The 14399-nt window shown below is 65.9% G+C and carries 12 protein-coding genes; 7 read left to right on the top strand and 5 right to left on the bottom strand.

Annotated features, from left to right (window positions below):
- Positions 1–657, bottom strand: a 657-nt coding sequence (locus G3O06_RS41760; protein ID WP_277403786.1) for a thiamine pyrophosphate-binding protein, incomplete at its 3' end; no start/stop codon positions are given.
- A 129-nt stretch (positions 658–786) separates the two neighbouring features.
- Here G3O06_RS41760 and G3O06_RS41755 point away from each other — a divergent pair.
- The 4 genes from G3O06_RS41755 to G3O06_RS41740 all read left to right on the top strand — a co-directional run bounded on the left by G3O06_RS41755 (position 787) and on the right by G3O06_RS41740 (position 6446).
- Positions 787–1158 carry a hypothetical protein gene (locus G3O06_RS41755; protein ID WP_205819573.1) on the top strand — a complete coding sequence of 124 codons (372 nt, stop codon included), beginning with the start codon at positions 787–789 and terminating at the stop codon, positions 1156–1158.
- A gap of 28 nt (positions 1159–1186) precedes the next feature.
- The gene (locus G3O06_RS41750; RefSeq protein ID WP_205819572.1) at positions 1187–4642 is read left to right on the top strand and encodes an adenylate/guanylate cyclase domain-containing protein; all 3456 of its coding nucleotides are present in this window, start codon (positions 1187–1189) and stop codon (positions 4640–4642) included.
- Between the two features lie 76 nt (positions 4643–4718).
- A complete protein-coding gene (locus tag G3O06_RS41745; RefSeq protein ID WP_205819571.1) occupies positions 4719–5768 on the top strand; it encodes a patatin-like phospholipase family protein in 1050 nt (349 codons plus the stop codon).
- A gap of 63 nt (positions 5769–5831) precedes the next feature.
- Entirely contained in the window at positions 5832–6446 is a 615-nt protein-coding gene (locus tag G3O06_RS41740; protein ID WP_205819570.1) for a hypothetical protein, read from the top strand.
- A 272-nt stretch (positions 6447–6718) separates the two neighbouring features.
- Here the strand turns inward: G3O06_RS41740 and G3O06_RS41735 are convergent, their stop codons facing one another.
- A complete protein-coding gene (locus G3O06_RS41735; RefSeq protein ID WP_205819569.1) occupies positions 6719–8239 on the bottom strand; it encodes a sensor domain-containing diguanylate cyclase in 1521 nt (506 codons plus the stop codon).
- Here G3O06_RS41735 and G3O06_RS41730 point away from each other — a divergent pair.
- The 3 genes from G3O06_RS41730 (at position 8238) to G3O06_RS41720 (ending at position 10744) form a co-directional block, all read left to right on the top strand.
- Entirely contained in the window at positions 8238–8474 is a 237-nt protein-coding gene (locus G3O06_RS41730) for a hypothetical protein (protein WP_205819568.1), read from the top strand. The genes G3O06_RS41735 and G3O06_RS41730 overlap by 2 nt on opposite strands.
- Positions 8475–8600: 126 nt before the next feature.
- Positions 8601–9896: an MFS transporter gene (locus tag G3O06_RS41725; RefSeq protein ID WP_174997561.1), complete on the top strand. Its 1296-nt coding sequence runs from the start codon at positions 8601–8603 to the stop codon at positions 9894–9896.
- 65 nt (positions 9897–9961) lie between these two features.
- Positions 9962–10744 carry a substrate-binding domain-containing protein gene (locus tag G3O06_RS41720; RefSeq protein WP_205819567.1) on the top strand — a complete coding sequence of 261 codons (783 nt, stop codon included), beginning with the start codon at positions 9962–9964 and terminating at the stop codon, positions 10742–10744.
- A gap of 24 nt (positions 10745–10768) precedes the next feature.
- Here the strand turns inward: G3O06_RS41720 and dctA are convergent, their stop codons facing one another.
- The 3 genes from dctA to G3O06_RS41705 form a co-directional block, all read right to left on the bottom strand.
- Entirely contained in the window at positions 10769–12097 is a 1329-nt protein-coding gene (gene dctA / locus G3O06_RS41715; RefSeq protein WP_205819566.1) for a C4-dicarboxylate transporter DctA, read from the bottom strand.
- A gap of 34 nt (positions 12098–12131) precedes the next feature.
- Positions 12132–13055 carry a LysR family transcriptional regulator gene (locus G3O06_RS41710; RefSeq protein ID WP_205819565.1) on the bottom strand — a complete coding sequence of 308 codons (924 nt, stop codon included), beginning with the start codon at positions 13053–13055 and terminating at the stop codon, positions 12132–12134.
- A gap of 86 nt (positions 13056–13141) precedes the next feature.
- Positions 13142–14399 (bottom strand): NAD-dependent succinate-semialdehyde dehydrogenase (locus G3O06_RS41705; RefSeq protein ID WP_205819564.1); only part of this gene is annotated, 1258 nt, incomplete at its 5' end.

The raw sequence follows: 14399 nt of genomic DNA, 5'->3' as shown, positions 1-14399 counted from the left end.
GGCGGCGGCGGCGAGCGCATTCGCATCCGGCGAGGGCCGCGCAGGCAGCGCGAGCGGGGCGTCGGACAGCGCGGGCGCCGGCATCACGATCACGTCGAGCGGAATCTCGATATGCACGGGCCGCGGCCGCGCGCTGGCGAAGACCGCGAATGCGCGCGCGAGGACCTGCGGCAGGTCGGCCGCGTCGAGCAGCGTGTGCGAGAACGCGGTGAGGCCCGCGAACACGTCGCGCTGGGACGGCAGCTCGTGCAGGCGGCCGTCGCCGCTGCCGAGCTCGCGTCGTGCGTTGACGCTCGAGATCACCAGCATCGGGATCGAATCCGCGTAGGCCTGTGCCATCGCGGTCGCGATATTGGTCATCCCCGGCCCGGTGATGATGAAGCAGACGCCCGGCCGGCCCGTGACGCGTGCATAGCCGTCGGCCATGAAGCCGGCCCCCTGTTCGTGGCGCGGCGTCACATGGCGGATCGACGATGCGGCGAGGCCGCGATAGAGCTCGACGGTATGCACGCCGGGAATGCCGAACACGCATTCGACACCCTGGCGTTCGAGGAGGTCGACGAGCGCTTCGCCGCAGGTGCGGGGGCGGGCATGGCAGGGCGCCGCCGTGGCCTTGCGGGCCCCGGCGATGGAGGAGACGGTGGCTGAATGGTTCATGGATCGTGTTGTGCCGATTGGGAGGGTGAGTGGCCCGAACCGCAAACGAGGGGGCATGACGCGGATTGTCGGCGTCGATCCGGGGTGCCAACAATCGATTAGTTTTCATGCGCGGCATGAGTGCCGTGCATGGCGGCGTCGATTCGCGGTGCAGGCGGCAGACCGCGTGTTTTCACGGAAGCGTGGGTTGCAACGCGCTTTGCACAGGCATCCCGGCGCTGCATGACAGTGTCGACATGTCTTGCGCGACAGGGGCGAATCGATGAGGTGCCCGCCGGTCAGCGCGGGTTGTCGCGCGCCCGGCGCATCGCGAGCGGCTGGTGCGCGAATGGCGCGCAGGCGGATGAGCAGGCACGCGGCGCAACCGGTGCAACCGGCCTTTTGCGCGGAGATTCCGCCGACGATTTCGGGTGCGGGCTCGCGGCGCACGCGACGTCAGTCGGCATGCGCAATCGCATAGTCAACCTGAATATCCGCGGAGAGTGGCGCATAATATTTTGATGTCGACCCTTGGCCGGAAGAGGGTTTTATGCGCTGCGCCCTATGCGGTTCCGAGAATCCTCCCGGTGCGAGGTTCTGCCAGGAATGCCAGGCCGTGCTGTCCCGCACGTGTCCGCAATGCGGACATGACGTAGAGCCGGCGGCCCGCTTCTGCAGCAACTGCGGGGCGGCGCTGGCCGCGCCCACGGCGTCGTCGCCATCGTCCCGGCCCTCGGGAAGGGAGCCGCCGCCGACTCCCGTTCATTACACGCCCGATCACCTTGCCGAGCGCATCCGTGCCGAACACGCGGCCATGGAAGCGCGCGGCGAACCCGCCGGTGAGCGCAAGACCGTTACCGCGTTGTTTGCCGACATGGCCGGGTCGACCGCGTTGATCCACGATCTCGATCCCGAAGTGGCGCATCGCCTGATCGTGCCCGTCGTCGAGCTGATGATGGAAGCGGTCCATTACTACGAAGGGTACGTAGCCAAATCGCTCGGCGATGGCATCCTCGCGCTGTTCGGCGCACCGATTGCCCACGAAGACCATGCACAGCGCGCGCTGTTCGCTGCATTGCGCATGCAGCAGGCAATGCGACAGCATGGCGATCGCATTCGTCTGCAGGAAGGCATTCCTCTGCAGATTCGCGTCGGCGTTCACACCGGCGAGGTCGTCGTTCGTTCGATCCGCACCGACGACCTGCACACCGATTACGATCCGCTCGGGCATACGATCCACATCGCGTCGCGGATCGAGGGCATCGCCGCACCGACGTCGATTCTCGTCAGCGAGTCGACCCACAAGCTGGCCGAAGGCTATTTCGAGTTCAAGGCGCTGGGGGCGACGCAGCTCAAGGGGATTCCCGCGCCGCTGTGCGTGTACGAGGTGCTTGGCCTGGGTGCGTTGCGCACGCGCCTGCAACGGGCGGCGCACCGTGGTCTCGCGCGCTTCGTCGGCCGCGAAACGGAAATGGAACACCTGAACCGGGCCCTGGAGACCGTCAGGGCCGGGCAGGGGCGCGTGGTCGGCGTGGTGGGCGAGGCCGGCGTCGGCAAGTCCCGCCTGTTCCACGAGTTCAAGGAGCGTTCGCGGCGTGGCGCGCTGGTGCTGGAGACGTTTTCCGTATCGCACGGCAAGGCGTATTCCAATTTGCCGCTCATTGAACTCCTGAAGAATTATTTTCAGATCACGACACAGGACGACGAGCGGCGCTGCCGCGAAAAGGTCATCGGCAAGGCGCTCACGCTCGAGCGCAGTTTCGAGGACCTCGTGCCGTACGTCCTCTATCTGCTCGGCATTGGCGAAGGCGGGCCGGTACTCGTCGAGATGGATCCGCAGATCCGGCGCGAGCGGACCTTCGACGCGATCAGGCAGCTTCTCGCGCGAGAGAGCCAGAATCAGCCGGTCCATTTGCTGTTCGAGGATCTGCAATGGCTGGACCGTGAAACGGAAGCCTTCCTCACCTACCTGATCGAGCACGTGCCGGACGCACGCATCCTGCTTCTGGTGAACTACCGGCCCGAGTATCAGCCCGCGTGGGCTCGCGCGGCGCATTGGAGCACACTGCGGCTCGAGCCGCTTGGCACGGCCGATGCGCAAGGACTGCTCGCGGCGCTGCTCGGCGAGGATCGCACGCTCGTGCCGCTGAAACAGCTCATCCTGGAGAAGACGGAGGGCAACCCGTTCTTCATGGAGGAAGTGGTCCAGACGCTCGTCGAGGAGCGGTCGCTGCTCGGCGAGGCCGGGCGCTATCGCATCGTGGAGACGCCGGCCACGCTGCACATTCCGACCACCGTGCAGGGCGTGCTCGCCGCCCGGATCGACCGGCTTCCGATCGACGAAAAGGAACTGCTGCAGGCACTCGCGGTGATCGGCCACGAGTTTCCGTTCAGCCTGATCCGGCGAATTTGCGGTGAGGCGCCGGCGCGGGACGACGAACTGCGGCGCCTCCTCGCGCACCTGGAAGCGGCGGAGTTCATCTACGAGTGCCCCGCCTTTCCGGAAGTCAATTACTCGTTCAAACACGCGCTGACCCAGGAGGTGGCAGGGCGCTCGTTGCTCACGGAGCGGCGTACCACGCTGCACGAGCGTACCGCGCAGGCGATCGAGGTGCTGTTCCCGACACGCATCGCCGATTACTGCAGCGAACTCGCGCACCACTACAGTCAGAGCGGCAACATTCTCAAGGCGGTCGAATACCTGCATCGGGCGGCTCAGCAGGCGTTGCGCCACGCTGCCCATCACGATGCGATGAATCATCTCGACGCGGCGCTGGCGTTGCTGAAGGGCTTGCCGGACACACCGGCGCGCGCGCATTGGGAACTGACACTGCTGCTTTCCCTCGGGCCGGTGCTGATGGACGTGCGCGGGTATGGCGCGAACGAGGTGGGCGAGACCTATATGCGCGCACTCGAATTGTGCGAGCGCACCGGAGAGGCATCGCAACGCTTCGCGACGCAGTTGGGATTGCGGATCCATCACGGGGTGCGCGGCGAGCATGCGCGCGGCCTGGAGCTGGGCATGCAGATGCTCAGGACGGCGCGGGATGCGAACGATCCGGGCCTCCTCATCGAGGCGCATAGCGCGCTGGGTTCGTGCCTGTTTTTGCAGGGCGATTTCGGTGCTGCCTGCACCCACACGGAACAGGCGCTTGCGCTCTACGATCCGGAGCAGCATCAGGCACACGTCTTCGCACACGGGGTGGATCCCGGCATCCGGGCACTCTGTTTCCTGATGCTGACATTGTGGATTCAGGGGTATCCCGACCAGGCGCTCAAACGCAGCGTCGAAGCGCTTGCGCTAGCACGGAACCTTGCTTATGGGCCATCGCTGGCGTTCAGCCTGACCTACACGGCGCACTTGCATCAGCTGCGGCGGGAGCCGAGGCTGGCCGCCGAGCGCGCGGAAGCGGTCATTGCCGTGTCGACCGAGCACGGATTGCCGTACTGGCTCGCGTGGGGGACGCTCCTGCAAGGCTGGGCGATGAGCGTGCAAGGAGACATCCAGGACGGCATTGCACAGATGCGGCTGGGCCTCGACGCTCAGCGGGCAGCCGGCGGCGAAGACCAGCGTCCGTATTCTCTCGCGTTGCTCGCCGACAGTTACTGGCGCGCGGGAGACAAGCGCGCAGCAATGGGCATGCTGGAGGAGGCCATGGCGATCGTCGAGAAAACCGGCGAGCATTGCTACGAGGCCGAGCTGTACCGGCTCGCGGGAATCTATCGGGCCGGCAGGGCCGACAAGGCAGACATGGCGCCTGAATGCGACGACGAAGCCGCCGACTGCTTTCACAGAGCGATCGCGCGGGCACGCCAACAGGGTGCCAGGGCACTGGAACTGCGGGCAGCATCGGATCTCGCCAGGCTATTGCAGCGACAGGGCAAGACCGCGGAGGCCACGCAAGTGCTGTCCAACGTATACACCTGGTTCACGGAAGGCTTCGACACAAGCGACCTGCAAGAAGCAAAAGCGCTGCTGGACGCATTGGGCGCACACGCAGGATGAATGGACCTGCGGCGTACGACGACGCATCGTGTGACCACGTGCCGTCCGCGAACTGCCGCTGCTCGAGGAGACGGGCATGACGACCACGCATACGAGACGCCGCCACGATGGTCCGCGCAAACCGATCGCGCTGGCGCTGCAGGGTGGCGGGATGCACGGCGCATTTACCTGGGGCGTGCTTGACCGGCTGCTCGAAGACGGCAGGCTCGAAATCGAGGGTGTCTGTGCAACCAGCGCCGGCGCGATGAACGCCGTCGTGCTCGCGTGCGGGCTGCTGAAGGGGGGCGAGGACGGTGCGCGTGAGGCACTGCACGACTTCTGGCAGGCGGTCGCGCGATCGGCGGAGCACTACAACCCGTTGCGCTGGGTGCCGTGGCTGAAGGGGACGCACAGCTTCGGGCTCGATCACTCGCCGCTTTATGCGTTCACCGACATGATGCTGCGCGTCTTCTCGCCGTATCAGTTCAATCCGAACAACCTGAATCCGCTGCGCGAAGTGCTCGAGAGCCAGGTCGACTTCGACGCCTTGCGCAAGCACTGTCCGATCCGGTTGTATCTCTGCGCCACCAACGTCGAGACGGGGAAAATCCGCATCTTCACGGGCGAGGATGTGTGTGCCGACGCGGTACTTGCATCGGCATGCGTGCCGACCCTGTTCCAAGCGGTCTCGATCGACGGCGAGTACTACTGGGATGGCGGCTACATGGGCAATCCGGCCATCTATCCTCTTATCTACAATTGCACGACGCGCGACGTCGTGATCGTGCACATCAATCCGCTCGTGCGCCGCGGCGTACCCATTACGGCCGCGGAAATTCTGAACCGTATCAGCGAGATCAGTTTCAACTCGTCGCTGATGCGCGAGATGCGTGCCATCGCGTTCGTCACCGACCTGATCCAGCAAGGCACGATCAAGCGCGGCGAGATGAAGGAAATGCTGATCCATTCCATTCGCGCCGACGACGCGCTGAGCGCGTTGAGCGTATCGAGCAAGTACAACGCGGACTGGGGATTCCTGAGCGAGCTGCATGACCACGGACGACGCGAGGCGGATGCATGGCTCGCGCATCACTACGGCAACATCGGACAGCGGTCGAGCATCGACATTCGCAGGGAATTTATGTGAGCGCATCGCGGTAACGTCGGCCCGGGGCGATCGTGTCGTGCCGACACGGGCCAAGGAGTGAACGTGAACCAGACGCAGGCGCGGTTCGTCACGTTGTGGTCGGGCAGCGGCGGGACCCATGCCGAGGAGGTCTATCGCCTGTTGGCGGAAGGCTATTCGGAGCCGATGCGGCATTACCATACGCTCGTACACGTCAGGCGCTGCTTGCGTCAGGTCGACCTCGCGCGCAGCGCGATTCCCGATCCGGATGTGGTCGAACTCGCGCTCTGGTTCCACGACGTGATTTACGTGCCCGGCGCGAAGAACAACGAGCAGCGCAGCGCCGACTGGTTCCGGCACCTGGCAGCGGGGCGAATCGGCGCGTGCGACCGGATCTGCGCGATGATTCTCGCGACGACCCACGTCGGAACCATTGCGGAACTGGATACCCGTTTCGTGTGCGACATCGACCTGGCGGTGCTGGGCGCTTCACGCAGGCAATTTCGCGAAGACGGCCGCCGGCTCCGGGCCGAACGCGCCGATCTCGACGACCGGGCTTACGACCTTCATGAACGGACGATTCTTCGCTGGCTGCTCTCGCGCCCGCGCATCTATCTGACGGATTACTTCCATGCGCGCTGCGAGGCGCGGGCGCGCGGGAACCTGAGCTGGCGGCTGGGCTTGCCGCTTCGGGCGTGACGGGGGGCCAGCGGTCGTGCACTGCAAGCGCCGTTTGCGTTGAGGGGAGGTGGATACCGCGAGCACCCTGTGCGCTGGTGGCCGCCCTGGGCCAGGGGCAGCTTCGTGCGAACCGGCGGCCGTTGATCGTTCGGATGGAAAGTCGGGTGGACTTGCCGTCGGATAGCGTTCCTGATTAACCGGGCGATGAAAGAGCGGTAGGGTATGGTCGCCCGGGAAATCGTTTGCGCGCACGCTGCTGTCGGAAAAATGCAGATCACGACCCGTGGCCGTTACGCCGAGTGCGCGAACGGCTCCATTTCCGCACAACTCACGCGGTTGCGGCCTTCGCGCTTCGCACGATAAAGCGCCATGTCCGCCTGACGCGACAGCGCATGCACGGACGCGGGGCGCGCGCGATGTCCGGTCGCGCAGCCGATGCTGACGGTGAAGGCCGGAACGGTTTCCGCAAACCCGTCGAGCCGGTTGCGTTCGACTTCGCGGCGAATCGCCTCCGCGACCTGCGCGGCACCGCTTTCGTCCGTATCCGGCAGCACCGCGACGAACTCCTCGCCGCCGTAGCGCGCGGCGAGATCGCCGCGCCGTCGCGTGTGCGTGCGGATGCATTCGGCGAGAAAGCGCAGCGCCGTATCGCCTTCCGCATGCCCGTGCCGGTCGTTGTACTGCTTGAAGTGGTCGGCATCGATGAACAGGATCGACAGGCTGCCGTTGCTGCCCCGCTGCAGCCGTTCCCATTCGTCGGCCAGCGCGATATCAAGGGCGCGGCGGTTGCACAGGCCCGTCAGCGGATCGGTCCGTGTGAGATCCGTGAGCAGCGTCTGCTTGCGCAGGTTGTCCCGTAGCGCAAACGCAAGCAGCCATACCACCGCGCAGAAGAGTGCGCTGATCACGGTTGCGGACACACCTACCGTCCACGACAGGCGTGTAATGCTCGCCAGCACGTCGCGCTCGGCCGGTGCGACGACGGCAATCAGCGGCGTGCCCGGCACCCGCTGGTACGTATACAGCCGCATGGTGCCGTCGATGGTCGAACGAGCGGGATAGAAGCCCGATACACTGTGCACCATCCGGTCGAAGGCTTTCGAGTGACGCAGGTGGTTCATCTGGTTGTCGTTCAGTGACGGATTTCTCGCGAGGATCGCGCCGTCCGCGCGCAGGATCGCGCTGACCCCGTTCGGCCCGACATCGAGACCGGACAGGAGCTGCTCGAAATAGGCGATGTCGATGGCGACCACCGCGATGCCGTTGAACGTATGATCCGGCCGGTCGATGCGCCGCGACAGCGCGATGGATTCCTTGCCGCCGCGCGAGCGAGCGCGATAGGCCTCGGACACGTAGAGGCCGACGTTGTCGGCATCGCGATGGACCTTGAAGTAGTCGCGATCGCTGAAATCCCAATGATGGGTCGTGCCGCAGCAACCGTCGATCATCTGGCCGCGCCGGTCGGTCACGCCCATGCCGGTCACATATTGCGCTGCGGTGCGCTCGAACAGCAGATCGTGCCGCAGCCCGGCATCCATTCGCCGCACCGCGGGCTTGCCGAGATCGGACGCGAGCGCGACCAGTGCGTTGTTCGACGTTTCGACGGTGCGCGCGATCTGGCTCACCAGTACGGCTGCGACGTTGCGCGACGTCTCGTGTGCGTGTTCTATCACTTCGCTGCGCCCGGCCCACAGTGTCGCCGCGCTGATCCCGAGCGCCGCCAGCGACATCAACGTACCCAATGCGCCGACGGCGAGATGGTTGCGTCCGGCCCAGTCGGCAATTTTCTCGATCGAGGTGAATGCGGGCATGCTCGTGCTCGTATGGGAGGCCGGCGGCAATGGTTCCGGCGCGGGTCAAATCACGGTTAACGGCACGGTTAACAGAAAATCGAGGCCGGCAGGACAGCCAGCGGGCGAGTGCGATCGCGCACGGGAGCGCAAACGTATGCGAGTTCGCCTGGCCGGTCCTGCCAAGCCTTGCATCGGGCGCTTGCCGCTGCCCGGAACGATGGGCGGCGACACGCGCCGCTGGCACTTCGATTGATAACGAATCGACATCAATCCTTCCAAAAATTGCACTTATCGTTTGACCGGCGCCGAGCGAACATGCCGGAAAACGACAATCGCCTCGCCCCTCTCGCGTATTCCAGGATTTTCAGGAGACACCCCGATGCACCCCTCGTCCAGCCTTCCGACCGAACGTTCGAAGGCCGCCGCGGTTTTCCGCGTCACAGCCGGGAATTTTCTCGAGCAGTTCGACTTCTTCCTGTTCGGCTTCTACGCCACGCAGATCGCCAACGTCTTCTTTCCCGCGCAAAGCGAGTTCGCGTCGCTGATGATGACCTTCGCCGTGTTCGGCGCCGGCTTCCTGATGCGGCCGCTGGGCGCGATCGTGCTGGGTGCGTACATCGACGACGTCGGCCGCCGCAAGGGCCTGATCGTCACGCTGTCCATCATGGCGAGCGGCACCATCCTGATCGCGTTCGTGCCGGGCTACGCGACGATCGGCCTGCTGGCGCCCGCGCTCGTGCTGCTCGGCCGGCTGCTGCAGGGCTTCTCCGCCGGTGCCGAGCTGGGCGGCGTATCGGTCTATCTCGCCGAGCTGGCGACGCCCGGCCGCAAGGGCTTCTACACGAGCTGGCAGTCCGCTAGCCAGCAGGTCGCGATCGTCGTCGCGGCGGGCCTGGGCTTTGCGCTGAATCAATGGCTGAGCGCGTCGGCCATCGCCGCATGGGGATGGCGCGCGCCGTTCTTCGTCGGCTGCATGATCGTGCCGTTCATCTTCATGCTCCGCCGCAACCTGGAGGAAACCCAGGAATTCAAGGCGCGCAAGCATCGTCCGGGCATGAAGGAAGTGTTCGGTACGCTGGTGCAGAACTGGGGCGTCGTGGTTGCCGGCATGATGCTGGTCGCGATGACCACCACGAGCTTCTATCTGATCACGGTCTACGCGCCGACCTTCGGCAAGACGGTGCTGCATCTGAGCACCGCCGACAGCCTGCTCGTGACGCTGTGCGTCGGCGTGTCGAACTTCGTGTGGCTGCCGATCGGCGGTGCGCTGTCCGACCGGATCGGCCGCCGGCCGCTGCTGGTCGGCATGACGGTGCTCGCCGTCGTGACCGCCTACCCGGCGCTGTCGTTGCTCGCGCACGCGCCGTCGTTCGTCAACATGCTGCTCGTCCTCCTGTGGCTCTCGTTCATGTACGGGATCTATAACGGTGCGATGGTCGTGGCGCTCACGGAGGTGATGCCGGTGCAGGTGCGCGTCGCAGGCTTCTCGCTCGCGTACAGCCTCGCGACGGCCGTGTTCGGCGGCTTCACGCCGGCCATCTCGACCGCGCTCATTCACATGACGGGCGACAAGGCCGCACCGGGCTACTGGATGAGCTTCGCCGCGGTGTGCGCGCTTCTTGCGACGTTCGCGCTTTATCGTCACCGTACCGCGACGCTGACGCCGGCGCATTGACGGCCGGCCCATCCGGAATGTTCAGGAACCCACACGAACCCAAGCGAATCCGTACGACCATGACCATGAGAAACCTGCTCCTGAAATTTTGTGCGACCGCGCTGGTCGCCACCACGGCGGTTGCGGCCAACGTGCAGGCCGCCGAACTGCACGTGATGAGCTCGGGCGGCTTCACCGCCGCCTACAAGCTGCTCGGCCCCCGGTTCGAGTCGACGACGGGCAATACGCTCGATACCGCGCTCGGCCCGTCGATGGGCAAGTCGCCCGAAGCGATTCCGAACCGGCTCGCGCGCGGCGAGCCCGCCGACGCGGTGATCATGGTCGGCTACGCACTCGACGACCTGATCAGGCAGGGCAAGGTCGTCCCCGGATCCCGGGTCGAGCTGGCGGATTCGCGCATCGGCATGGTCGTGCGCGACGGCGCGGCCAAGCCCGACATCGGCTCCGCCGAAGGCCTGAAGCAGGTGCTGCTGCATGCCAGGTCGATCGCCTATTCGGACAGCGCGAGCGGCGTGTATATCGAACGCGAGCTGTTCAGGAAGCTCGGCATCGAGGACCAGGTGAAGTCGAAGGCGAAGATGATTCCGCGGATTCCGGTGGCGTCGGTCGTCGCGAACGGCGACTACGAAATCGGCTTCCAGCAGGTGAGCGAGTTGCTGCCGGTCAAGGGGGCGGCCTACGTCGGCAAGATTCCCGAATCGCTGCAGTCGGTCACGCGCTTCGCCGCCGGCATCCCCGTTGGCGCGCAGCATCCGAAGGAAGCGAAGGCGCTGCTCGACTATCTTGCGTCGCCCGACGTGCAGGCGGACGTGAAGTCGACCGGACTCGATTCCGTTTCCGCTCACTGAATTCCATCGACGGGAAGGCGTGCGTCAGGCGGCCTTCCCGTTACCGTCGGCATCGGCCGCGGCACTGCCTTCATCGGCCCCGTTCAGGGAAGCCGAACCGGCCACGGCGAGCCTTTGCGCAAGCAGTGCACGATCGCACGCACCTTCCCACATCGAAACGAAGATGACCGCGCAGGCATTGCTGATCACGCTCGTCAGCGCGCGTGCCTCGGACATGAAGCGATCGATGCCGACCAGCAGTGCGACCCCGGCAACGGGCAGGTCGGGCATGACGGCGAGTGTGGCGACCAGCGCAACCAGCCCGCTACCGGAAACACCGGCCGCGCCCTTGGACGTGAGCAGCATGATGGCGAGCAACATCGCGATCTGCGACGCGGAAAGAGGCACGTCGCACGCCTGCGCGATAAACAGCGCGGCGAGTGTCAGGTAGATCGCGGTGCCGTCCAGATTGAACGAATACCCCGCCGGCAGCACGAGCCCCACGACGCCCCGGTCGCAACCGAGCGACGCCAGCTTGACGATCAGGCGCGGCAGAACAGGCTCCGACGAGGACGTCGCGAGGACGATGAGCAATTCTTCGCGCAGGTAGCGCAACAGCCGCCACAGCGCAAAGCCGTGCAGGCGCGCGAGCGGTGCGAGCACCAGCGCGACGAACAGCGCGCATGCCACGTAGAAGGCCAGCATCAGCTTCGCAAGCGAGCCGACCGAGCCGATACCGAAGCGGCCCACCGTGAACGCCATCGCGCCGAATGCGCCGAGCGGCGCGAGCCGCATGATCATCGCGAGCACGCGAAAGACAACCTGGGCGACCCCGTCGATCAGTGCAAGAACGGGCCGGCCGGCCGCCCGGTGTGCGTTCAGCGAGAAGCCGAACAGCAGCGACAGCAGCAGCACCGGCAACACCTCGCCTTGCTCGAACGCACCGAGCATCGTATCGGGAATCACGCTCAGCCCGAACGCCACGAGCCCGCGTGGCTGCGCATCCTTTGCGTACTGTGCCAGGAGGCTCGAATCGAGATGGTGCACGTCGATGTGCAGGCCGGCGCCCGGCTGCAGCACGAACGCGGTGACGAGCCCGATCGCGAGCGCGACGGCGGTCAGCAGATAGAAGAGCGCCAGCGCCCGAACGATCGTGCGGCCGATTGCCTTCCCGTTCGCGAGCGACGTGATGCCCGAGACGATCGTGCAAAAGACGATCGGCGCGATGGTCATCCGCACAAGGCCGACGAACGCATCGCTGAGGGGCTTGAGCGTTGCGCCTGCGTCCGGCCAGACGTGACCGACGGTCACGCCGAGCATCATCGCGAGCAGGACCTGCACATAGAGCGATTTGAGCAGCCTGGCCAGCCTCACGGGACGATCATCCTTCGTGTCTTTCCTGTCGTTGTCACACCGATGCACCGCTGCTCGCGGTACCGCCACGCTTCGCGTCGATGATCATCCGGTGAAACGCTTCGGCGGCCGGCGTGAGCGGTCGTCCGCGCCGCTTGACGATGCCCACGCGCCGTTTGACGACCGGCTCGACGAGCGGCACGCTCGTGAGAATGGGATGGTCGTGCCCGGGCATCGCCATCGAGGGCACCGCGGCGACGCCGAGCCCCGCCTCGATCAATCCGAGCAGGGTGGTGACGTGGCGCGCTTCGCACACGCTCGGCCCGCGCGGTGCCACGGCGGCAAGCGCCTGGTCGAGCAACAGACGGTTGCCGGAAGTCTTGTCCACCGACACGTAATCGTGCTCGTACAGTTCGTTCCAGGTCACGCGCTTCTTGCGCGCGAGCGGATGGTCGCGGCGGCAGGCAGCGACGAAGCGCTCCTGGAGCAACACCTTGAACTCGATGTCGGATTCCTGGCTGCCGATGAAGCTCACGCCGAAATCGGCCTCGCCGCTGATGACGGCGCCCAGCACCTCGTTCGCGCCCGCGTCCAGCAGCTTGACCCGGATGCGCGGAAAGCGCTGATGATAGCGCGCGATGATCGCGGGCAGAAAGTAGTAGGCCACCGAGGGCACGCACGCGATGGTCACATGGCCCAGGCGGCTCGACGACACGTCGCGAATGCCGAGCAGCGCGGCGTCGAGATCGTCGAGCAGTTGTTCTGCACTCTGCGCGAACACGCGGCCGACCGTGGTGAGCGTGACGCGCCGCGTGGTGCGCTCGAAGAGGCGCACGCCGAGCGCTTCCTCGAGCTTGTCGATCCGGCGACTCAACGCAGGCTGGGAAATGCTCACCGTCTCTGCGGCCTTTCGGAAACTTCCCGTTTCCACGACCGCGCGAAACGCCTGCAAGTCGTTCAAATCGAAGTTGATGCCCACGGGCTAGTCTCCGCATCTCAGATGCGGCGTATTTTCCATGATTCCCGCGATCCTGCCTTGCCGGCGTTGCACGCAGCCGTGCAAGGTCAGTCGAGCCCGCCCTGGCACAGGTACTTGATCGACAGGTAGTCGTCGAGGCCGTAGCGCGAACCTTCGCGGCCATAGCCCGATTCCTTCACGCCGCCGAACGGTGCGGCCTCGCTCGCGAGCGCGCCTTCGTTGATCCCGACGATGCCCGTTTCGAGGCGTGCCGACACGCGTGCGATGCGCCGCACGTCCTGCGTGTAGAAATACGCGGCGAGCCCGAACGGCGTGTCGTTCGCGGCGCCGACGGCTTCGTCCTCGGTGTCGAAGCGAAACAGTGCGGCGATCGGGCCGAACGTTTCCTCGCAGGTGAGTTGCATGTCGGCGGTGGCGTCGGCGAGCACCGTCGGCGCGTAGAAGTTCGGGCCGAGTTCGGGCAGGCGCTTGCCGCCCGTGAGGACGCGCGCGCCGCGCTCGATGGCGTCGCCGACGTGGCGCGCGATCTTGTCCACCGCACGCGCGTTGATCATCGGGCCGATCTGCGCGGCCGGATCGGTCGCGGGCGCGACCTTCAACGCGGCGACGCGCGCCGCGAGCTTCGCGGCGAAGGCGTCGTAGACGCCCGCCTGCACGTACACGCGATTCGGCGACACGCACGTCTGGCCGCCGTTGCGGAACTTGGCGGCCATCAGCCCGTCGATCGCGGCATCGAGCTCGGCATCGTCGAACACGATGAACGGCGCATTGCCGCCGAGCTCCAGCGACAGCTTCTTCAGCGTGGCGGCCGACTCGCGTGCGAGCAGCTTGCCGACGGGCGTCGATCCGGTGAACGTGATCTTGCGCACGCGGCCGTCGGCGAGCCAGTCGGCCACCGCGTCGATGCCGCGCTCGCGCGACGCGGTAATCATGTTCAGCACGCCGGCCGGCACGCCCGCTTCCTGCGCGAGGAAGGCGAGCGCGAGCGCCGTCAGCGGCGTGTCCTCCGCCGGCTTCGCGACCACCGTGCAGCCGGCCGCGAGGGCAGGTGCGATCTTCCGCGCGATCATCGCGAGCGGGAAATTCCACGGCGTGATCGCGGCGACGATGCCGATCGGCTCCTTGACCGCGGCGAGGCGTTTGCCACGCTGCTGCTGCGGAATCAGGTCGCCGTACGTGCGCGTCGCTTCCTCGGCGAACCACAGCACGTACGACGCGCCGTAGGCGACTTCGCCGCGTGCTTCGGCGAGCGGCTTGCCCTGTTCGCGCGACATCAGCTTCGCGAGATCGTCGGTATGCGCGACGATCGCCGCATGCCATGCACGCAGGATCGCCGCCCGTTCA

Source organism: Burkholderia sp. Ac-20345 (assembly GCF_017104825.1).
GTDB classification, from domain to species: domain Bacteria; phylum Pseudomonadota; class Gammaproteobacteria; order Burkholderiales; family Burkholderiaceae; genus Burkholderia; species Burkholderia lata_B.
This window is presented reverse-complemented; position numbering and strand designations above follow the sequence as displayed.